Below are 20,206 nucleotides of genomic sequence, written 5' to 3' on the forward strand. Positions count from 1 at the left end.
TGGGGCTCGTGCCGCGATCATGGCGCGGCAAGGTGAACCAATGGTAAACGCCGCCCCACGCTGACACCCCCTGTCAGCACCCCGGAATGCCCACTGGCCCCCGGCCCGCACCCGTGGCATATCTGCGAAGCAAACAAATCCCCGACCACGGAGCGCGCGCATGACATTCGGCAAAGGCTGCCACCTGCACCTGATCGACGGCTCGGCCTTCATTTTCCGCGCCTACCACGCCCTGCCGCCGCTCACCCGCAAATCCGACGGGCTGCCCATCGGCGCGGTCTCGGGCTTCTGCAACATGCTCTTCCGCTACGTCTCCGACGATCACGGCGCCGATGCGCCCACCCATGTCGCGGTGATCTTCGACAAGGGCTCGCACACCTTCCGCAACGACATGTATGACCTCTACAAGGCCAACCGCGACGAGATGCCAGAGGATCTGCGCCCGCAGATTCCGCTCACCCGCGACGCCACCCGCGCCTTCAACATCGCCTGCGAGGAGATGGAAGGCTACGAGGCCGACGACATCATCGCCACCCTCGCCTGCCAGGCGCGCGACCTGGGCGGGCGGGTCACCATCGTCTCCTCCGACAAGGACCTGATGCAACTCGTGGGCGACGGGGTCGAGATGCTCGACGCCATGAAGAACCGCCGCATCGACGTGGAAGGGGTGGAGGAAAAGTTCGGCGTCAAGCCCGACCGCGTGGTCGACGTGCAGGCGCTGGCCGGCGACAGCGTCGACAACGTGCCGGGCGCCCCCGGCATCGGCATCAAGACCGCCGCTTTGCTCATCAACGAGTTCGGCTCGCTCGAAGAGCTGCTCGACCGCGCCGAGGAAATCAAGCAGCCCAAGCGCCGCGAGACCCTGATCGAGAAGCGCGAACAGATCGAGCTGTCGAAGAAGCTCGTCCAGCTCGACTGCAACACGCCTTTGGAATTCACCCTCGACGATCTCGAGATCAAGGAGCCCGACCCCGACACGCTCCTGTCTTTCCTCACCGAGATGGAGTTCCGCACCCTCACCAAGCGCATCGCCGATACGCTGCATGTCGAGGCCCCGGTCATCCCAGACACCAACCCCGCCGGCGCCAACCCGGCCGAGGAGGCCCCCGACTGGCCCGCCATCGACCCGTCAGCCTACGAGCACGTCCAGACGATGGAGGCGCTGCAGGTCTGGATCGACCGCATCACCGCCCGCGGCTATGTCGCCATCGACACCGAGACCACTTCGCTCAACGAAATGCAGGCGGCGCTCGTCGGCATCTCCCTCGCCGTCACCCCGGGCGAGGCCTGCTACATCCCCCTGCGCCATACCGAGGGCGGCTCGGACGACCTCTTCAGCTCCGAATCCCGCGCCGAGGGCCAGCTCGACCCCGAAACCGTCCTGACCGCCCTCAAGCCGATCCTCGAGGATGACGCCATCCTCAAGATCGGCCAGAACATGAAGTACGACGCCAAGATCTTCGCCCAGAACGGCGTGCGCATCGCCCCCATCGACGACACGATGCTGATGTCCTACGCGCTCAATTCCGGCATCCACAATCACGGGATGGACACGCTCTCCGAACGCTACCTCTCGCATCAGCCGATCCCCATCAAGGAACTGCTCGGCACCGGCAAATCCGCCATCACCTTCGACAAGGTCGCCATCGACAAGGCCGTGGGCTACGCCGCCGAGGATGCCGATATCACCCTGCGCCTCTGGCACATCTTCAAGCCGCAGCTGCACACCGCCCGCGTCACCACCGTCTACGAAACCCTCGAACGGCCCCTCGTGCCGGTGCTCGCCCAGATGGAACGCCACGGCATCCAGGTCGACCGCGACACGCTCTCGCGCATGTCCGGCAAGTTCGCCCAGAAGATGGCCCAGCTGGAAGACGAAATCCACACGCTGGCCGGCCGCAAGTTCAACGTCGGCTCCCCCAAGCAACTCGGCGAAATCCTCTTCGACGAAATGTCATTGGAAGGCGGCAAGAAGGGCAAGACCGGCGCCTATGCCACCGGCGCCGACGTGCTCGAAGACCTCGCGACAGAGCACGAACTGCCCGCCCGCATCCTCGACTGGCGCCAGCTCTCCAAGCTGAAATCCACCTATACCGACGCCCTGCAGGATCACATCGACCCCGACACAGGCCGCGTCCACACCTCCTACGTCCAGACCGGCGCCAGCACCGGCCGCCTCGCCTCGACCGACCCGAACCTGCAGAACATCCCCGTCCGCACCGAGGAAGGCCGCCGCATCCGCGAGGCCTTCGTCGCCCCCGAGGGCCAGACGCTCCTCTCCCTCGACTACTCCCAGATCGAGCTGCGCATCCTCGCCCATATCGCCGATATCAAACAGCTCAAACAGGCCTTCGCCGACGGGCTCGACATTCACGCCATGACCGCCTCGGAAATGTTCGACGTGCCCCTCGACGAAATGACCCCGGAAATCCGCCGCCGCGCCAAGGCAATCAATTTCGGCGTGATCTACGGCATTTCCGGCTTCGGCCTCGCCCGCCAGCTCCGCATCCCCCGCGGCGACGCGCAGGACTTCATCAACCGCTATTTCGAGCGCTTCCCGGGCATCAAGACCTACATGGACGACACGGTGGCGTTCGCGAAAGAGCACGGCTTCGTGCAAACCCTCTTCGGCCGCAAAATCCACACGCCGGAAATTTCCGCCAAGGGCCCCCGCGCCGGCTTCGCCCGCCGCGCCGCCATCAACGCGCCCATTCAGGGCACCGCCGCCGACATCATCCGCCGCGCCATGATCCGCATGCCCGCGGCGATCGAGGGGCTGCCCTGCAAGATGCTCCTGCAGGTCCACGACGAACTGCTCTTCGAGGTCGAATCCGGCGCCGCCGACAAGGTCATCACCGCCGCCCGAGACGTCATGGAAGGCGCCGCAAAACCCGCCGTCCACCTCGACGTGCCCCTCGTCGTCGACGCCGGCCAGGGCGCCAACTGGGCCGAGGCCCACTGAGCCACGTCCCGGGGGAGAAGCAGCACGAGAACGCAAGAAGTTGGGCTAGATGCAGGCCCAATCAACTGCATTCTATACTTCGTTCGTTTGGATGCTTATCATTAGAGCGCGTGGTTGAACTGTAGTTCAAAAGAATAAGTGATGTTTCGATACTCGCCCGATAGGCAAAGGTAGATGCTCAATGAAGATCATCATGGTTATCGCCGTTGTGATACTCCTGCTCGGTCTGGCAAGGTTTGTTCCGATCTAGGAAAAAATTGATGAACAGTAGATTTTATCGTGAAGCACCTAAGTGGGCGATAATCTCAATTATTCTGGTCTTCGGTATTATCTGGCTTTCACAGATGTCCACATCGAAGCGAACTCTTACTCTGCCCGAGATCTTGAGCAATGAGTCTGTTTCATTACTCGTTACGAATGAGATCACGACGCAAGTTGTTGTGGCCGACGAAGAGACGAGCACGCTACTCGGGATCGACGGTTACATTGGGATTGGTATCGTGACTGCGTTTGTTGGGATTGACACAACAAAGATAGAGTACGTCAGTTCCAATTCCATCCGGTTACCAGACGTCGAAATTTTTTCTCTGGAGATTAGGGATGACAGCATAAAATTCTACAGAAACGCCACGCTACTCCAGCGTTTATCAACCTTGAATGAAGACCAGGCAACGAAGGTCCGTAAAAGACTAAAGGATGACGCCGAGAGCTTCATTCGTCAGTCTGGCATGATGCCTACCAATGATCAGGTAAAGAGCAGAATACAAACGATTATCCGCGAATTTGGCGGCCCTCAGGAAATAGACTTCCAGTCATAACCCCCCCGATCACCCCAACCGCTTCCGCAACATCGCCTCCATGCGCACCTCTTCCGCCACTTTCATATGCGCGTACGTCCCCAGAAGCCGGTTGATCCGTCGCTGATACCCCTTCCCCATCGCCCGGTAGAACTTCGCCACCGAGGCATCGAGATACAGCGTCACCTTCTCCTTCGTCTCCGTCACGTCGAGGTCATGCTCCAGCGTGTGCCACGCCTCGGGCACCTCCTCGGCCACCTGCTTGGGCACCCATGTGTCCTGCATCAGGTAGATCATGTCATGCATCAGCCGCTCCTGGGCGATGCGCTGGGTCTTGGTTTTCCGGGCCATATCCACGCTCCTTGTCTTGCCGGAACACAGCCTGCCGCCAAATCCTAACCAAACCCTTTGCCCACCGCACCGACGCGATACCGACAAAATACCGACGTTATACCGACGTCGGATTCCCGGCCTGCCGAAGCCCCCCGCACACCGCTTTCGTCGCCCATCCGTCGCAGTGAAACCCCACAGAAAGGCGAAATCGTCTAGGGTCGTAGGTCAACACATTGATTCGTAAGGCCCCGCAATGCCCCGGAAGACCAAGCTCATCCTCTGCCCGCTCAACCTTCGCCACGCGAAGATCGAGTACAACGCCTATTCCGAGGCTGTCGACATGGCCCGCCGCCGTGGCGCCAAGCTCATCATCGCCACCGTCGCCCCCGAGATCGAGCGCAACCTGAACATATACAATTCAGATATTTACTGGGGCGAACAGCTTCAGGAATTCCTCAAGGCGCACCCCGCCGACGATGTCGAGGTCGAGACCGTCGTGCGCAAGGGCGCGGTGCACCGGCAGATCGTCAAGCTCGCCGACGACCGCAATGTCGACCTCATCGTGATGGAGGCCGCGAACCCCAAGGTGCAGGATTACCTGCTCGGCACGACCGCCTCGCACGTGGTCACCCATGCCGAATGTTCGGTCTACGTGGTGCGCAGCTAGCCTGCGTCCCCCGGCTTAACCTGCCGGTAACCCGGGTGGGGCAATCTGCATCCCGGCGCAGTACGGCCACCGCACCGCGTTCAGAAACGCTCCACCCAGGGGCGAAGCGTTAACTCGTTCGACCATGCCGACCTGTCCTGCCGGATCAGGTCCAGATAGGCGCGCGCAATCGCGTCGGGGTCCAGCATGCTGTCCGGCTTGTCCGCAGGCTCCGTCCGCCCCGGGTTCCTGATCGCCCCGTCGATATTGACCCAGGCCACGTGAATCCCTTGCGGATGCAGCTCCCGCGCCATGCTCTCGGCCAGCCCCCGCTGGGCAAACTTGCCCATCGCGAAGGTGGCCGATTGCGGAAACCCCTTCACCCCGGCCGACGCCCCGGTGAACAATATCGTGCCCCGCACGCCGCCTTCCGGCTCCACGGCCAGCATCCGCTTCGCCGCCGCCTGCCCCGTCAGGAATGCCCCGAACGCCGTCACCTCCACGGCCTTCCGCACCTCCTCCGGATCAAGCTCCGCCACAGGCCCCCGCACCCGTGCCGAGGGGTTGTAGATCACCACCTCCGGCGCCCGGTCCAGCGCCTCGAAAAACCCGGAAACAGCCTTGATATCAACGGCATCCAGCGCCAACGCCTGCGCCCCCGTCTCGACCGAAAGCTCCTGCAGTTTGCCGACATCCCTTGCCGCCAGAACCACATCATACCCCTCGCCCGACAACAGCCGCGCCAGCGACGCCGAGAGCCCCGGCCCGACGCCCACGATCACCGCCAGCGGCTTGCTCATCCGTCGTCCTCCACCGTCATCTCCTCGGCCGGGATCACCTTGAAAAACACGCCGTCCGACCAAAGCCCGAACCAGCCATCCCGCTCCTCGCCAATCTCCACCAGCCGGTAGAAACTCTTCCGGTCAATGAGCGCCTCCAGCCCGTCACGCACCATCACATAGGGCGACGGCTCCCCGGTCTCCCCGTCCCGCTCCACCCGAATCGGGTTGCCTTCTCCGGCGACCACCCGGTCGCCCACGTTGGTCTCGAACACCAGGCTCTGCCCCTCGCCCGCGCCTTCCGCCTCGAAATCCACGGCGACAAACGGCGCATCCTCCACCTCGATCCGCCATTTCTCGACCGGAGTGACCAAAAAATAGTCGTCCCCTTCCCGCTTCAGAATGGTCGAAAACAGCCGCACCAACCCCTCGCGATTGATCGGAGTCCCCTCGTGAAACCACGTGCCGTCACGGGCGATCCGCATGTCCAGATCCCCTGAAAAATCAGGGGTCCACTGGTGTATGGGCGGCAGCCCCTTGCCCTGCGCCTTCTTGGCCGCCTCGGCCAGGCTGTCCGCTGACGGGGAGTTGATCGTTTCTTTGCTCATTGCTTTTGCCATTTGCGTTCTGCGCGATACACTCATTCACAGGGATATAGTGTGCACAGGAGTTTTGCCATGTCAGACGATGCGGATCTGGTGCAGGGAATCGAAGCGCTCGAGGCCAAGCTGGCCGAGGCACGCGCCTCGATCACCCGCCGGTTCATCGGGCAGCAGCGGGTCGTCGACCTGTCGCTCTCGGCGCTCCTGTGCGGCGGCCACGGCCTCTTGATCGGCCTGCCCGGCCTCGGCAAGACACGGCTGGTCGAAACGCTCTCCACCGTCATGGGCCTCGACAGCAACCGCATCCAGTTCACGCCCGACCTGATGCCCTCCGACATCCTCGGCTCCGAGGTGCTGGAAACCGGCGCCGACGGCACCCGCGATTTCAAGTTCATCGCCGGCCCGATCTTCTGCCAACTCCTGATGGCCGACGAGATCAACCGCGCCAGCCCCAGAACGCAATCGGCCCTCCTGCAAGCGATGCAGGAACGGCAAGTCACGGTGGCCGGCGAAGACCGCCCGCTCACGCCACCCTTCCACGTTCTGGCCACCCAGAACCCCATCGAACAGGAAGGCACCTACCCCCTCCCCGAGGCCCAGCTCGACCGCTTCCTCGTGCAGATCGACGTCAAGTATCCCGACCGCGACACCGAGCGTGACATCCTTCTCGCCACCACCGGCGTGGCCGAGGAAGACGCCCACCAGGTCTTCACCGCCGAGGAACTGATCGCGGCCCAGACCCTCTTGCGTCGCATGCCCGTGGGTGAAAGCGTGATGGAGATGATCCTCGACCTCGTCCGCGCCTTCCGCCCCGATGACGCGTCGGCCTCCGACACTGTGCGGCGCTCGGTCGCCTGGGGCCCCGGCCCGCGGGCGGCACAGGCGCTGATGCTCACCGTGCGCGCCCGCGCCATGCTTCAGGGTCGCCTCGCGCCGGATGCCGATGACGTCGCCGCGATGGCCCAGCCGGTGCTCACCCACCGCATGGCCCTGACCTTCGCGGCCCGCGCCAGCGGCGAAAGCCTCGATGGCCTGATCGCCGATACCGTCGCCGACATCACCCGCATCGAGGCCGCCGCTTGACGAACGTCGCCCCCCTCCGCGCGCGGGCCGAACAGGAGGCGGCCCGCCTTCCCCCGCTTCTGGCGCGGGCGGAACACCTGGCCGGCACCGTCCTTCTGGGCGAGCACGGCCGCCGCCGCGCGGGGATGGGCGACGATTTCTGGCAATACCGGCCCGTTCAGGCCGGCGACGAACGCCGCTTCATCGACTGGCGCCGCTCGGCCCGGTCCGACTCGCAATTCATCCGCCAGCGAGAATGGCAGATCGCGCAAAGCGTGGTGATCTGGGTCGACAACGCCGCCTCCATGCGCTTCGCCTCGGATGAGAAATACGCCGAGAAATCTGACCGCGCCCGCCTTCTGGCGCTGGCCGTGGCGATCCTGCTGAACCGCGCCGGCGAGCGTGTCGGGCTGGCCGGCGCCGACCTGCCCCCGCGACGCGGCGAGGCCCAGATGATGCGGCTCGCCCAGGCCCTCACCAAGGATGGCGCCGACGATTACGGCCATCCGGAAAGCAAGGGCATGCTGCCCCATGGCCGCGCGCTCTTCGTCTCCGACTTCATGGGCGATATCGACGCCGCACGCACCGCTCTGACCGGCGCCGCCGACCGCGGTGTACAAGGCGTTCTGCTACAGGTGCTCGACCCCGCGGAAGAGGCGTTCCCCTATCGCGGCCGCACCATCTTCGAAAGCGTCGGCGGTACGCTGGCGCATGAAACCCTCAAGGCCTCCGAACTGCGCGACCGCTACCTCGCCCGCCTTGCCGAGAGGAAGGCCGAGCTGCAATCGCTCTGCGCCACGACCGGTTGGCAATACGGCCTGCACCACACCAGCGACAGCGCCCAATCGGCGCTGCTCTGGCTCTTCCGGGCATTTGACGGGGGGCCGTCAAGATGATGCTGGGCCCCATAGGCTTCACCGCCCCGTGGCTCCTTCTGGCCCTCGCGGCGCTGCCGATCCTTTGGATTCTGCTCCGCGCCGTGCCCCCCGCCCCGATCCGCCGCCGCTTCCCCGGCGTGGCGCTGCTACTGGGCCTGTCCGATGACGATACCGTCACCGACCGCACCCCGTGGTGGCTTCTGCTCCTGCGGATGCTGGCGGTCGCGGCGCTGATCGTCGGCCTCGCCGGCCCGGTCCTGAACCCCCGCGCCGATGGCGAAACCGTCGCCACCGGCCCGCTGCTGATCGTGCTCGACGGCTCCTGGGCCGCCGCCCGCGACTGGCCCGCCCAAGAGGCGCTGCTCGACTCGATGCTGGCCGAAGCGGGGCGCGAAACCCGGCCCGTCGCCATTCTCCGCCTGACGGAACCGGAGGCCCCCAATTTCCAGGCCGCCGAGACATGGCGCAGTCGCCTCTCCGGCCTCGCCCCCGCCCCGTGGCAGGCCACCCCCGGCGCCATGGCCGAAGCCGCCGCAATGCTAGGCGACGAGGATTTCGAAACGCGCTGGTTCTCCGACGGTCTGGCCCGCGACGGCCGCGAACGGCTCCTTTCGGAACTGCAATCGCGTGGCCCCGTCACCGTCTTCGAAAGCCCCGCCCCGGTGATCGCCCTCGCCCCCGCCACGATCAACGACGGCGCCGTGCAACTCACCGCCACCCGCGCCCGCAGCGGCACGCCCCGCGAGGTCACGATAGAGGCCCATGGCCGCGACCCATCCGGCACACCGCGCATGCTGGCCACCATGCCGCTCACCTTCGAGGCCGACGCCACCACCGCCACCGGCGACCTGTCGCTACCCGCCGAACTCCGCGCCCGTCTCACCCGGTTCGAGATCGCCGGCCAGCGCCACGCCGGCGCCGTCACCCTCACCGATGACAGCCTCCGCCGCCGCGAGGTCGCGCTCATCGCCGGACGGGAAGACCGCGAAGGCCTCGAACTGCTCTCGCCGCTGCATTACCTCGAACAGGCATTGATCCCCTCCGCCGATATCCTCGACGGCGCGTTGATCGACGTACTGCCCGCCAACCCCGACGTGATCGTTCTGGCCGATGTCGCGACGCTCTCGGGCGCCGAGCAATCGGAACTGCTGGAATGGGCCGAGAACGGTGGTCTGCTCCTCCGCTTCGCCGGCCCGCGCCTTGCCGCCAGTGACGTCTCCCGTGACGAGGAAGCGCCGCTCATGCCTGTCCGCCTGCGCGCGGGGGGCCGCACCGTCGGCGGCGCGATGAGCTGGGGTGAACCCAAGTCGCTGGCGCCCTTCCCCGAGGAAAGCCCCTTCTTCGGCCTCGAGCTCAGCGACGACGTCACCGTCTCTGCCCAGGTCATGGCCCAGCCCGACCCCACGCTCGCCTCCCGCGTGATCGCCCAGCTGACCGACGGCACACCGCTCGTCACTCGCAAGCGCATCGGCGCCGGGCAGGTGGTGCTGTTCCACGTCACGGCCAATGCCGAATGGTCCACACTGCCGCTGTCCGGCCTCTTCGTGCAGATGCTCGAACGGCTCGCCGTCTCCTCTGCCGTGGCCCTGCCGGACTTGTCGGAGATGCAGGGCACGACATGGCAACCGGTCGAGGTGCTGGATGGCTTCGGCACGCTGAACGACGCGGGCACCCTTCCGGGCGTGGATGGCGAGAAGCTTATCACCGACCAGATCGGGCCCAACCTGCGCCCCGGGCTCTACGAAGGGCCGGACCGCCGGCTTGCCCTGAACGTGATCAAGGAAGACACCACGCTGAGCCCGGCCGCATGGCCCGCGAACGTGCCCGTCAAGGGCCTTGCCCGACCGCCCGAGGCGCCGCTCGGCGGCTGGCTTCTGGCCGCAGCGCTCGTGCTGCTGGTGGCCGACATCATCGCCTCGCTCGCCCTCTCCGGCCGCCTCCTGCCCGCGCGCGCCGCGCTGATCCTCGCCGCGCTGATGGCCATGCCCCACCACGCCGATGCACAGGAAAGCGACAAGGCGCTCGCCGCTGCCTCCGAGGTGGTTCTGGCCCATGTCCTCACCGGCGACAGCCAGCTCGACAACGCCGCCCATGCGGGCCTGCGTGGCCTTGGCGAAACGCTCTACTTCAGAACCTCGGTCGAGCCCTCCGAGCCGATCGGCGTCAACCTCGAGGAAGACGACCTCGCCCTCTACCCGCTGCTCTACTGGCCCGTGACCCCCGATCAGCCGATCCCCACCGCCGAGGCTTACGTGAAGCTCAACGAATACCTGCGCACCGGTGGCATGATCCTGTTCGACACGCGCGACGCCAACGTCGCGGGCTTCGGCGCCTCTTCGCCCAACGGGCAGAAGCTGCAACGCCTCGCCCGACCGCTCGACATCCCGCCACTCGAACCCATCCCCGAGGATCACGTGCTCACCCGCACCTTCTACCTGCTGCAGGATTTCCCCGGCCGCTTCTCGGGCCGCGGCGTCTGGGTCGAGGCCGCGCCGGCCGATGCCGAAAAAGTCGAGGGCATGCCGTTTCGCAACCTCAACGACAATGTTACGCCCGTGGTGATCGGCGGCAACGATTGGGCAGCGGCCTGGGCGATGGATGAGATGGGCAACCCGATGTTCCCGGTGGGCCGCGGCTATGCCGGCGAGCGGCAGCGCGAACTGGCCTACCGCTTCGGCGTCAACCTCGTGATGCACGTCCTGACCGGCAACTACAAATCCGACCAGGTGCACGTGCCAGCACTGCTCGACAGGCTTGGCCAATGACCGGTTCGATCGTCTTCGACCCGCTGCTGCCATGGTGGCTGATCGCATGCCTTGGCGGCATGGCCATCGTCGGTATTGCCCTGGCACTGATCCGCGGCCTTTCCGGCTGGCCCCTGCGCGGGCTCGCCGCGCTGGTGGTGATCGCCGCACTCGCCGGGCCCGTCTACCAGCAGGAAGAGCGCGATCCACTCACCGACATCGTGCTGCTGCTCGAGGATCAGTCCGCCAGCCAGCGCCTTGCCGACCGGGCCACCACCACGACAGAGGCCGCCGACGCCCTGGCCGCCCGCCTCGAGGCGCGCGAGAACACCGAGGTGCGCCGCATCGCCGTGCCGGACGGCACCGACAACACCGGCACCCAGCTGATGACGGCCCTCTCGGAAGCCTTGGCCGAGGAACCGAGCGGCCGTGTCGCCGGCGCGATCCTGCTTTCCGATGGCCGCCTGCACGATCTCGACCGCGCCCCGGGCCTGCCTGCGCCGCTGCACCTGCTGCACACCGGCCGCGAGGAAGATTGGGATCGCAAGCTGACAGTCGACAACGCCCCCGCCTTCGGCATCCTCGGCGAAGAGATCACCATGACCCTGCGCATCGAAGACGACGGCGCCGCGCCCGAGGGCGTGGGAACCGTGCCGGTCGATGTTTCCATCGACGGCGAGGAGCCCCAGCGCTTTCAACTGCCCGTCGGACAGGACATCGATCTGCCCCTGACCCTGCCCCATGGGGGCCGCAACGTGCTGCAATTCTCCACCCCAGAGGCCGAAGGAGAACTGACCGACCGCAACAACACCGCGCTGGTTCAGATCAACGGCGTGCGCGACCGCCTCTCGGTGCTGCTGGTCTCGGGCGAGCCGCATGCCGGGGGGCGCACCTGGCGCAACCTGCTGAAATCCGACAGCTCGGTCGACCTCGTGCATTTCACCATCCTCCGCCCGCCCGAAAAGCAGGATGGCGTGCCGGTACGGGAACTTTCGCTCATCGCCTTCCCGACGCGCGAACTGTTCCTCGAGAAGATCGAGGATTTCGACCTCATCATCTTCGACCGCTACAAGCGGCGCGGCATCCTGCCCTCGATCTACCTCGACAACGTGCGCGACTATGTCGAAACCGGCGGCGCGGTGCTGATCGCCGCGGGGCCTGACTTTGCCAGCGCCGACAGCCTTTACCGCACCCCGCTCGAAGCCGTCGTGCCCGCCCGCCCGACCGCACGGGTCATCGAACGCCGCTTCCGGCCACAGGTCACCGACCTGGGCCAGCGCCACCCGGTCACCGCCGGCCTGGAACCCGAGGGCGAAGAGGGCTGGGGCCGCTGGATGCGCCAGATCGAACTGACCGAGCCCACCGGCGACGTGGTGATGACCGGCGCGGATGATAGCCCGCTCCTGGTGCTCGACCGCGTTGGCGAAGGCCGCGTGGCGCTGCTCGGCTCCGACCACGCGTGGCTCTGGAACCGGGGCTTCGAGGGTGGCGGGCCACAGCTCGAATTGCTCCGCCGCCTGGCGCACTGGATGATGAAAGAACCTGAGCTCGAGGAAGAAGCCCTCTGGGCCGAGGCAACGGGCCAGCAGATGCGCATCATCCGCCGCTCGCTCTCGGAAACGGTCGGGCCCGTCACCATCACCACGCCATCGGGCGAAGTGATGGAGATGGAACTGGAAGAGGTTTCGCCCGGCCGGTTCGAAACCCTGTTCGACGGGCCGGAGATCGGCCTCTACCGGCTCGAAAACGGAGAGCATACCGCCGTGATCGGCCTCGGCCCCGCCTCTCCGGTGGAGTTCGAGGAAACGATCGCCAGCGCCGAGCCGCTATCCGAGGTGATCGACGGCACGAACGGCGGCGCACTGGCGCTGGCCGATGGCCTGCCGCGCATCCGCGAGGTGCGTGAAGGCCGCCCCGCCGCCGGCCGCGGCTGGATCGGCATCACCCCGCGCGGCGCCTACGAAACCCGCGCCGTCACGCAGCTGCCGCTTCTGCCTGCATGGCTGGTGTTGGCGCTGGCGGCGGCGCTGATCGTGGCTGGATGGCTCAGGGAAGGGCGGCGCTGACGCTCAGGGCGACAGCTCCACCCGCATCAGCGTCTTCGACCAGCCATGCACCGAACAATGCGGCTTGATGAAAATCTCTCTTGTTCCGTCGGGAATGACGACACCGCTGATCGACCGGGTAAAGGGCTGTTCCTTCACATGCGGGTGCATCAGCTCGCGATAGGCCAGCTTCTTGCCGTGCTTGTCGAGCACCTCCCACCCGTCGGCAAAATGATCCCAGCCGGTATCGGGATGCTCCAGCGTGACATGAACGTTCCACAGCATGCCGACCTTCTCGACCGTCACACCCTTCACGACGGGGTCGCCCGCCAGTGCCGGTCCGGCCGCAAGCGCCGCGATCAGGGGAAGCCACCTCGTTTTCATCCGGCAACCTTAGGTGCGAATCGTGTGTCAGTCGGTCACGTCTTTGTGTGCAATCACCGCAACCTTGTGGCAGCATGACCCATCTTGCCGCAACGGCCAATTGGTTATATTACTTTACCAATTAAGGAGGCTCCCATGGAAATGCCTGCCCCCAACCCGGACATCCTGTCGAAAAAGGCCGATCTCGTCGCCCGCCTACAGGACATTCTGCCCGCCGAGGCGGTCATCTCCGACCCGGCCGAAACCCGCGCTTACGAGTGTGACGCCCTGACCGCCTACAAGTGCCCGCCACTCGCCGCGGTGCTACCCTCGTCGACGCAGGAAGTCTCGGACGTGCTGCGCATCTGCCACGAAATGGGCGTACCGGTGGTACCGCGCGGCTCGGGCACGTCGCTCGCCGGCGGGGCGCTTCCGACCGAAGACAGCGTGATCCTCGGTGTGGCCCGCCTTAACGAGGTGCTGGAAACCGACTACGAAAACCGCTTCATCCGGGTGCAATCGGGCCGCACCAACCTGTCCGTCACCGGCGCGGTCGAGGAAGACGGGTATTTCTACGCGCCCGACCCCTCGTCGCAACTTGCCTGCGCCATCGCGGGCAACATCGCGATGAACTCGGGCGGGGCGCATTGCCTGAAATACGGGGTGACCACTAACAACCTGCTCGGCGTGACCATGGTGCTGATGGACGGCACGGTCACCGAAATCGGCGGCGCACATCTCGACGCCGAAGGCTATGACCTGCTCGGCCTGATCTGCGGCTCGGAAGGACAGCTTGGTGTTGTCACCGAAGCCACCCTGCGCATCCTCCACAAGCCGGAAGGCGCGCGGCCCGTCCTGATCGGGTTCGACTCGAACGAGGTCGCCGGCGCCTGTGTCTCCGACATCATCAAGGCGGGCGTCCTGCCCGTGGCGATCGAGTTCATGGACCGCCCCTGCATCCGTGCCACCGAGGATTTCGCCAAGGCCGGCTACCCCGATTGCGAGGCGCTGCTGATCGTCGAGGTAGAGGGCAGCGAGGCCGAGATCGACGAACAGCTCGAAACCATCATGAGCATCGCCCGCACCCACGACCCGGTGGAACTGCGCCAGAGCGGTTCGGCCGAGGAAAGCGCCAAGATCTGGCTCGGCCGCAAATCGGCCTTCGGCGCCATGGGCAACATCAATGACTACATGTGCCTCGACGGCACGATCCCTGTCAGTCAATTGCCCTACGTTCTCAAACGCATCGGCGAGATGTCGAAGGAATTCGGCCTCGACGTGGCCAACGTGTTCCACGCGGGCGACGGCAACATGCACCCGCTGATCCTGTTCGACGCCAACAAGCCCGGTGACCTCGAGACCTGCGAGGCATTCGGCGCCGAGATCCTCAAGCTCTGCGTCGAGGTGGGTGGATGCCTGACCGGCGAGCACGGTGTCGGCATCGAGAAACGCGACCTGATGGCGCATCAGTATGGCGAGAAGGACCTCGGCCTGCAGATGGCCGTGAAGGATGTGTTCGACCCGAAATGGCTGCTGAACCCCGCCAAGGTCTTCCCGCTCGCCGCGTCCGACGCACACAGGATCGCCGCCGAGTAAGGGGCGCCGCCCCTCGGCCTGCGGCCTCACCCCGGAGTATTTTTCGAACAATGAAAGACCTTAGGCCCGAAACCGAGGCAGAACTGGCCGAAATTGTCCGCGACACGGGCGAGCCACTGAGGATCAGGGGCGGCGGCACGCGGCCGATCGGCGTACCGGTGAACGGAGCGCCGCTGACAACTGCCGAGCTGTCGGGCATCGACCTTTACGAGCCCGGCGCGCTGACAATGGTTGCCCGGGCCGGTACACCGCTGGCCGAGATCGAAGAGGCGCTCGCAGCCGAAGGCCAGCGGCTGGCCTTCGAACCGATGGACCATCGCAGGCTTCTGGGTACCGAAGGCGAGCCCACCATCGGCGGTGTCTTCGCCGCCAACGTCTCCGGCCCTCGGCGCATCCAGTGCGGCGCGGCGCGGGATTTCCTTTTGGGCGTGCGCTTTGTCGACGGGCGGGGCGAGGTGATCCGCAATGGCGGGCGGGTGATGAAGAACGTCACCGGCTATGACCTCGTCAAGCTGATGGCGGGCAGCTACGGCACGCTGGGCATCCTGACCGAGGTGGCGCTGAAGGTGTTGCCGAAGACGCAGGTGACCGGCTCCCTCAACTGTGTGGGCTTAAGCGACGAGCAGGCCATCGCCGCCCTTTGCCGTGCGTTGGGTTCGCCCTACGAGGTGACCGGCGCCGCGCATATGCAGGCCGGCCCCGACGGCACGCCGCGCACATTGCTCCGGATCGAAGGCACCGAGGCCTCTGTCGCCTACCGCGCGGCGGAACTTCGGAAATTGCTTGCGGCTTCCGGGGAGTTCAGCATCGACACCGACCCGGAAAGCACGAAAGAAACCTGGCGCGCCATCCGCGATGTGCAGCCCTTCCACGACGGAGAAGGCGATATCTGGCGCCTCTCGGTCAAACCCACCGACGCGCCCGGGCTGGTGGCAAGGATCGACGGCGCCGAGGCGCTCTACGACTGGGGCGGCGGGCTGATCTGGCTGCGCGTGCCCAAGGGCAAATCCGCCAGTGACATCCGCCACACCGTGAACGAAACCGGCGGCCACGCCACCCTGATCCGCGGCACGCGGGGCGGCGGCGTGTTCCAGCCGCTTTCGCCCCCGGTGGCAGCACTGCAGGATGGCCTGCGCAAGCGGTTCGACCCCAAGGGCCTGCTCAACCCCGGGCTCATGGCACAGGCAGCCGAGGCAACCGAATGAAGACCGAATTCACCGAGACCCAGCTGAAAGACCCCGCCATCGCGCGCTCGAACGAGATCCTGCGCGCCTGTGTGCATTGCGGGTTCTGCACCGCCACCTGCCCCACCTACCAGGTGCTGGGCGACGAGCTCGACAGCCCGCGCGGGCGCATCTACCTGATCAAGGACATGCTGGAAAACGACCGGCAGCCCGACGAGAAGACCGTCAAGCATATCGACCGGTGCCTGTCCTGCCTCGCCTGCATGACAACCTGCCCCTCGGGCGTGCATTACATGCACCTGGTCGACCACGCGCGGGAATACATCGAGGAACGCTACCAGCGGCCGCTCCACGAGCGGGCATTGCGCTGGACGTTGGCGCAAATCCTGCCTTATCCGACCCGCTTCCGCCTTGCCCTGCTGGGGGCGAAGCTCGGGCGGCCCTTCGCCTTCCTGATGCCCGACGCGCGGCTCAAGGCGATGCTGGAAATGGCGCCGAAGCGCATTCCGCCGGTCAGCCGCAACGACGACCCACAGACCTTTCCGGCGCAGGGCGAACGCCGCAAGCGCGTGGCGCTGATGACGGGCTGTGCGCAGAAAGCGCTGAACACCGATATCAACGACGCCACGATCCGCCTGCTCACTCGCCTCGGCTGTGAGGTGGTCGTGGCGGAAGGCGCCGGCTGTTGCGGGGCGCTGACCCACCACATGGGTAAGACGAAAGACAGCCACGCCACCGCCGCGAAGAACATCCGCGCCTGGGCGAAGGAAATGGATGGCGACGGGCTCGATGCCATCGTCATCAACACCTCTGGCTGCGGCACGACCGTGAAGGATTACGGCCACATGTTCCGTCAGGAGGCTTTGGCCGACGATGCCGCGCGCGTCTCGGACATCGCGATGGACGTCTCGGAACTCCTGATGACGCTCGACCTGCCCGAGGGGGACGACAAGGGCGTCAACGTCGCCTATCATGCCGCCTGCTCCCTGCAGCACGGGCAGAAGATCAAGACCTACCCCAAAGACTTGCTCAAACGCGCCGGGTTTGCCGTGTCGGAACCCGCCGACAGCCATCTCTGCTGCGGCAGTGCGGGCACCTACAACCTGATGCAGCCCGCCATCTCGAAACAACTGAAAGACCGCAAGGTCCGCACGCTGGAAGCGAAGAGCCCCGACATCATCGCCGCCGGCAATATCGGCTGCATGATGCAGATCGGCACCGGCACCAAGGTGCCGGTGGTGCACACGGTCGAGCTGCTCGACTGGGCCACGGGCGGGCCGACACCGCCCGCGCTGACCGAAAGCGGCACACCTGTTCCGAACCTGCGCGGCACGCCCTAATTTGGCCCAAATGGATTGCTAGCCACCTTCGAAACAAGATCCATCGGAGGGGCAATGTTCCGACCTGTCACGGCGCTTATCATTCTAATCCTGTCCGTGGGCACGGCACTGGCCGACACCCGGTTGAAACGGCTCGACACCGGCGATGACGGCCGCGGATGGGAGGCCGTCGGACGGCTCGACATCGACGGGCGCGGCTTTTGTACCGGGGCGCTCATCGCGCCGAATCTCGTGCTGACGGCGGCGCACTGCCTTTTTGACAAGCGCACCGGCAAGCGGGTCGACCACGCCCGGATCGAATTCCTCGCCGGGTGGCGCAACGGCCGCGCGTCGGCCTACCGCAAGATCCGCCGCGCTGTCTCGCATCCCGACTATGTCTACCAGGCCGCCGTTTCGGCCGACCGGGTGCGCAACGACGTGGCCCTGCTCGAGCTGTTCCACCCGATCCAGAACACCCAGGTCGTGCCCTTCCTGACCGATGAACGCCCCATGAAGGGGCAGGAGATCGGCATCGTCTCCTATGCGCGCGACCGGTCGGAAGCGCCTTCGCTGCAGGAAATCTGCGACGTGGTGGCCCGCCAGCAGGGCGTTCTGGTGATGTCCTGCGACGTCGATTTCGGCGCGTCCGGCGCCCCGATCTTCAGCTTCAGCTCGGGCCAGCCCCGCGTGGTCTCGGTGGTCTCCGCCATGGCACAGGTCGAGGGCCGCAAGGTCTCGCTCGGCACCCAGCTGACGCAACCGCTGCAGGATCTGAAAACCGCCCTCGACGCCGGAGAAGGCTTCTTCCAGTCCGACGCGCCGCAGATGTCGACCTTCGGCGAACGGCGCGATACGGGGGCCAAATTCGCCAAGCCCGGCGGCTCTTGAAATCCTCCCGAAGCTTTCCCAGATAACCGATATCCGGCGCCGCCTGACGGGCCGGAGATATCGTTGCCTGTCCCCGTGGGAAGGCATCCACATAAGGGATCGCTCAAAGGAGGATGACCCATGCGTAACTTCGATCTTGCACCGCTTTACCGTGCAACCGTTGGTTTCGATCAGATCGCAGACATGATGGACCGTGTTCTGTCTGCCGACATGAACCAGCCGACCTACCCCCCCTATAACATCGAGAAGACCGCCGATGACGCCTATCGCATCTCGATCGCCGTCGCCGGTTTCGCCGCCGACGACCTGATGGTCGAGGTCAAGGACGGCGCTCTCGTCGTATCGGCCCGCAAGGCCGAGGATGACGCGCAGCGCAGCTTCCTGCATCGCGGCATCGCGACTCGCGCGTTCGAGCGCAAGTTCCAGCTTGCCGATCACGTGCGTGTCACCGGCGCATCCCATGCCGATGGCATGCTGCATATCGACCTTGTCCGCGAAGTGCCCGAGGCGCTGAAGCCCCGCCGCATCGCCATCGCCAGCGGCGACTCGGTCGAAAAGGATGTGCTCGACGCGGAAACCGTCAACTAAGGCATCGGGCCGGGCTTTCGCCCGGCCACCGAGTGTCTGCCATACGCCCGGCCGGTCATCCCGGCCGGGTTTTTCATGCCAGCCGCCGCGCGGTCAGAAGCGTCTCGCCCGCCGGCCCGATCAGCAGAAGCGCACCGGTCTCGTCGATGTCGAACCGCACCACGTGCTGCAAGGCGTCCAGCATCCGTTGCTCTTGGGTCATCATCGCCTCAGGGCATCCCATCATCGTCACACCCATCTGGCCAAAGGCAAGGCCTTCGCCGTCCAGCATGTAGACACCGGTGAACCGGTTGCATCCCGTCCGGCCCGACGCCCCGCCATCCGGATCGAAGGTGATGCTGATGTTCGACCCGTCGATGATGCCAAGCTCGCCGATATCCTCGATCTGCCAGGCACCTGCCGTCAAAAGGCTCACCGGGTCACCACCGCAACCGCGCAACTCCTGCCCGTCCAGCGCCAGCGCCGCGTGATGCGGATAGGGCATGCCCGTGGCGTCGTCGTGACAGATCCGCTCTTCCAGCCGCAGCCGGGCGTTGATGTCGGGCATGTTGAGGATGTAGGCACCTGCCTCGGTCTCCACTTCGGGCCGCGGCGTGTTGAGACGCAGGTCACCGTAATCCGCCACCACTTCGGCCTCGCCTTCGCTGATGGTCACGTACCAGCCCGGTTCGTTGCCCACGGCGGTATAGGGCTCCGGCGTCTCCTCGACCTTGGCACAGGCCGGCTCCGGCTCGGATCCTAGCGTCAGCTCCGCCTCGGTCCCCTTCGACCAGAAGGTGACGGCCTCATCCGATTGCGCCACGAAGCGCGAACCGTCATCGGCAGGCATCTCCTTCATCGCATAATCCTGACCACCGACCCGGAGGGTGGGCGTGTCGTCGATCATCCCGAACTCGACCGTGGTTTCCCCGCAGTCAAAGCGCGACCGAAAGGCCAGCGGCGTGAACTGGCTCAGCCGCACCTCGCCAATGTCGACATCCTCCGACCCGGCATCGACGCGGATATCCCGCGCAATCCACATCGCCTTGCCGTCGACCCGGATCGCCGCGTTCAGCTGGCCGCTCAACCCCTCGGGCACTGCCATCTCGAAGCCCAGCGGCACCTGCGCGCCGTCGGTCGTGAACCGTTGCTCAGCCAGTATCGAGTCAAGCGCACCTCTCATCTCGACAATCACCTCCGCCCCCTCGGGCAGTGCGATTTTCTGCAAGTAGACCAGCGAGCCGGTGATCTTCCGGGCACCCTCCTGGGCCATGGCCGGCGCGCTCAGCGCCAGCGCAAGTAATAGGGACAGGGCAAATCGCACCATGTGACATCTCCAACAGGGATTATTTCGATAACTACCACCTAGGCCTTGAACCCCTGAAGACGAAGGCCGTTCCATTGTTTATTTGCAAGAAACCGCGCGCGCCGGGACAGTGGC

General features: G+C 65.6%; 17 protein-coding genes. 12 read left to right on the plus strand and 5 right to left on the minus strand.

Annotated features, from left to right (window positions below; all coding sequences use genetic code 11):
• Positions 1-160 precede the first annotated feature (160 nt).
• On the plus strand, positions 161-2,962 hold the full coding sequence (gene polA / locus RIdsm_RS25220) for a DNA polymerase I (RefSeq protein WP_057812333.1): 2,802 nt from the start codon (positions 161-163) through the stop codon (positions 2,960-2,962).
• 260 nt (positions 2,963-3,222) lie between these two features.
• Complete coding sequence (locus RIdsm_RS25225) at positions 3,223-3,780, plus strand: DUF4230 domain-containing protein (RefSeq protein WP_057812331.1); 558 nt, start codon at positions 3,223-3,225, stop codon at positions 3,778-3,780.
• Positions 3,781-3,789: 9 nt separating this feature from the next.
• Here RIdsm_RS25225 and RIdsm_RS25230 read toward each other — a convergent pair whose 3' ends face one another.
• Positions 3,790-4,110, minus strand: a complete 321-nt coding sequence (locus tag RIdsm_RS25230; RefSeq protein WP_057812329.1) for a BrnA antitoxin family protein — start codon at positions 4,108-4,110, stop codon at positions 3,790-3,792.
• 235 nt (positions 4,111-4,345) lie between these two features.
• Here RIdsm_RS25230 and RIdsm_RS25235 point away from each other — a divergent pair, with 235 nt between their 5' ends.
• Entirely contained in the window at positions 4,346-4,759 is a 414-nt protein-coding gene (locus RIdsm_RS25235) for a universal stress protein (protein ID WP_057812327.1), read from the plus strand.
• 80 nt (positions 4,760-4,839) lie between these two features.
• Here the strand turns inward: RIdsm_RS25235 and RIdsm_RS25240 are convergent, their stop codons facing one another.
• Together RIdsm_RS25240 and RIdsm_RS25245 are read right to left on the minus strand one after the other, a co-directional pair.
• Positions 4,840-5,538 (minus strand): SDR family NAD(P)-dependent oxidoreductase, encoded by a 699-nt coding sequence (locus RIdsm_RS25240; RefSeq protein ID WP_057812324.1) that lies wholly within the window; start codon positions 5,536-5,538, stop codon positions 4,840-4,842.
• The gene (locus tag RIdsm_RS25245; protein ID WP_057812322.1) at positions 5,535-6,125 is read right to left on the minus strand and encodes a DUF1285 domain-containing protein; all 591 of its coding nucleotides are present in this window, start codon (positions 6,123-6,125) and stop codon (positions 5,535-5,537) included. Before RIdsm_RS25245 ends, RIdsm_RS25240 begins: the two co-directional genes overlap by 4 nt.
• A gap of 69 nt (positions 6,126-6,194) precedes the next feature.
• On the opposite strand from RIdsm_RS25245, the gene RIdsm_RS25250 reads away from it, so the two are divergent.
• Genes RIdsm_RS25250 through RIdsm_RS25265 form a run of 4 tightly spaced genes read left to right on the plus strand, consistent with a single transcriptional unit; the run spans position 6,195 to position 12,869 of the window.
• Entirely contained in the window at positions 6,195-7,202 is a 1,008-nt protein-coding gene (locus tag RIdsm_RS25250; RefSeq protein ID WP_057812321.1) for an AAA family ATPase, read from the plus strand.
• Positions 7,199-8,077 carry a DUF58 domain-containing protein gene (locus RIdsm_RS25255; RefSeq protein WP_057812320.1) on the plus strand — a complete coding sequence of 293 codons (879 nt, stop codon included), beginning with the start codon at positions 7,199-7,201 and terminating at the stop codon, positions 8,075-8,077. The genes RIdsm_RS25250 and RIdsm_RS25255 overlap by 4 nt, the downstream gene beginning before the upstream one ends.
• Positions 8,074-10,824, plus strand: coding sequence for a DUF4159 domain-containing protein (locus RIdsm_RS25260; protein WP_057812318.1), 2,751 nt, complete (start codon positions 8,074-8,076; stop codon positions 10,822-10,824). The genes RIdsm_RS25255 and RIdsm_RS25260 overlap by 4 nt, the downstream gene beginning before the upstream one ends.
• Positions 10,821-12,869, plus strand: coding sequence for a hypothetical protein (locus RIdsm_RS25265; RefSeq protein ID WP_057812317.1), 2,049 nt, complete (start codon positions 10,821-10,823; stop codon positions 12,867-12,869). The genes RIdsm_RS25260 and RIdsm_RS25265 overlap by 4 nt, the downstream gene beginning before the upstream one ends.
• Positions 12,870-12,872: 3 nt before the next feature.
• Here the strand turns inward: RIdsm_RS25265 and RIdsm_RS25270 are convergent, their stop codons facing one another.
• Positions 12,873-13,232, minus strand: coding sequence for a hypothetical protein (locus RIdsm_RS25270; protein ID WP_057812315.1), 360 nt, complete (start codon positions 13,230-13,232; stop codon positions 12,873-12,875).
• A 135-nt stretch (positions 13,233-13,367) separates the two neighbouring features.
• Between RIdsm_RS25270 and RIdsm_RS25275 the strand changes: the two genes are divergently transcribed.
• The 5 genes from RIdsm_RS25275 to RIdsm_RS25295 all read left to right on the plus strand — a co-directional run bounded on the left by RIdsm_RS25275 (position 13,368) and on the right by RIdsm_RS25295 (position 18,786).
• Positions 13,368-14,807 (plus strand): FAD-linked oxidase C-terminal domain-containing protein, encoded by a 1,440-nt coding sequence (locus tag RIdsm_RS25275; protein WP_057812314.1) that lies wholly within the window; start codon positions 13,368-13,370, stop codon positions 14,805-14,807.
• Between the two features lie 50 nt (positions 14,808-14,857).
• A complete protein-coding gene (gene glcE, locus RIdsm_RS25280) occupies positions 14,858-16,012 on the plus strand; it encodes a glycolate oxidase subunit GlcE (RefSeq protein WP_057812312.1) in 1,155 nt (384 codons plus the stop codon).
• Positions 16,009-17,331: a glycolate oxidase subunit GlcF gene (glcF, locus tag RIdsm_RS25285; protein ID WP_057812310.1), complete on the plus strand. Its 1,323-nt coding sequence runs from the start codon at positions 16,009-16,011 to the stop codon at positions 17,329-17,331. The genes glcE and glcF overlap by 4 nt, the downstream gene beginning before the upstream one ends.
• Positions 17,332-17,385: 54 nt before the next feature.
• Positions 17,386-18,198: a trypsin-like serine peptidase gene (locus RIdsm_RS25290; protein ID WP_057812308.1), complete on the plus strand. Its 813-nt coding sequence runs from the start codon at positions 17,386-17,388 to the stop codon at positions 18,196-18,198.
• Between the two features lie 120 nt (positions 18,199-18,318).
• Positions 18,319-18,786 carry an Hsp20 family protein gene (locus tag RIdsm_RS25295; RefSeq protein WP_057812306.1) on the plus strand — a complete coding sequence of 156 codons (468 nt, stop codon included), beginning with the start codon at positions 18,319-18,321 and terminating at the stop codon, positions 18,784-18,786.
• A 73-nt stretch (positions 18,787-18,859) separates the two neighbouring features.
• Here RIdsm_RS25295 and RIdsm_RS25300 read toward each other — a convergent pair whose 3' ends face one another.
• The gene (locus tag RIdsm_RS25300; protein WP_057812304.1) at positions 18,860-20,092 is read right to left on the minus strand and encodes an META domain-containing protein; all 1,233 of its coding nucleotides are present in this window, start codon (positions 20,090-20,092) and stop codon (positions 18,860-18,862) included.
• Between the last annotated feature and the right edge of the window lie 114 nt (positions 20,093-20,206).

The sequence above is a fragment of the Roseovarius indicus genome (assembly GCF_008728195.1).
GTDB classification, from domain to species: Bacteria; Pseudomonadota; Alphaproteobacteria; order Rhodobacterales; family Rhodobacteraceae; genus Roseovarius; species Roseovarius indicus.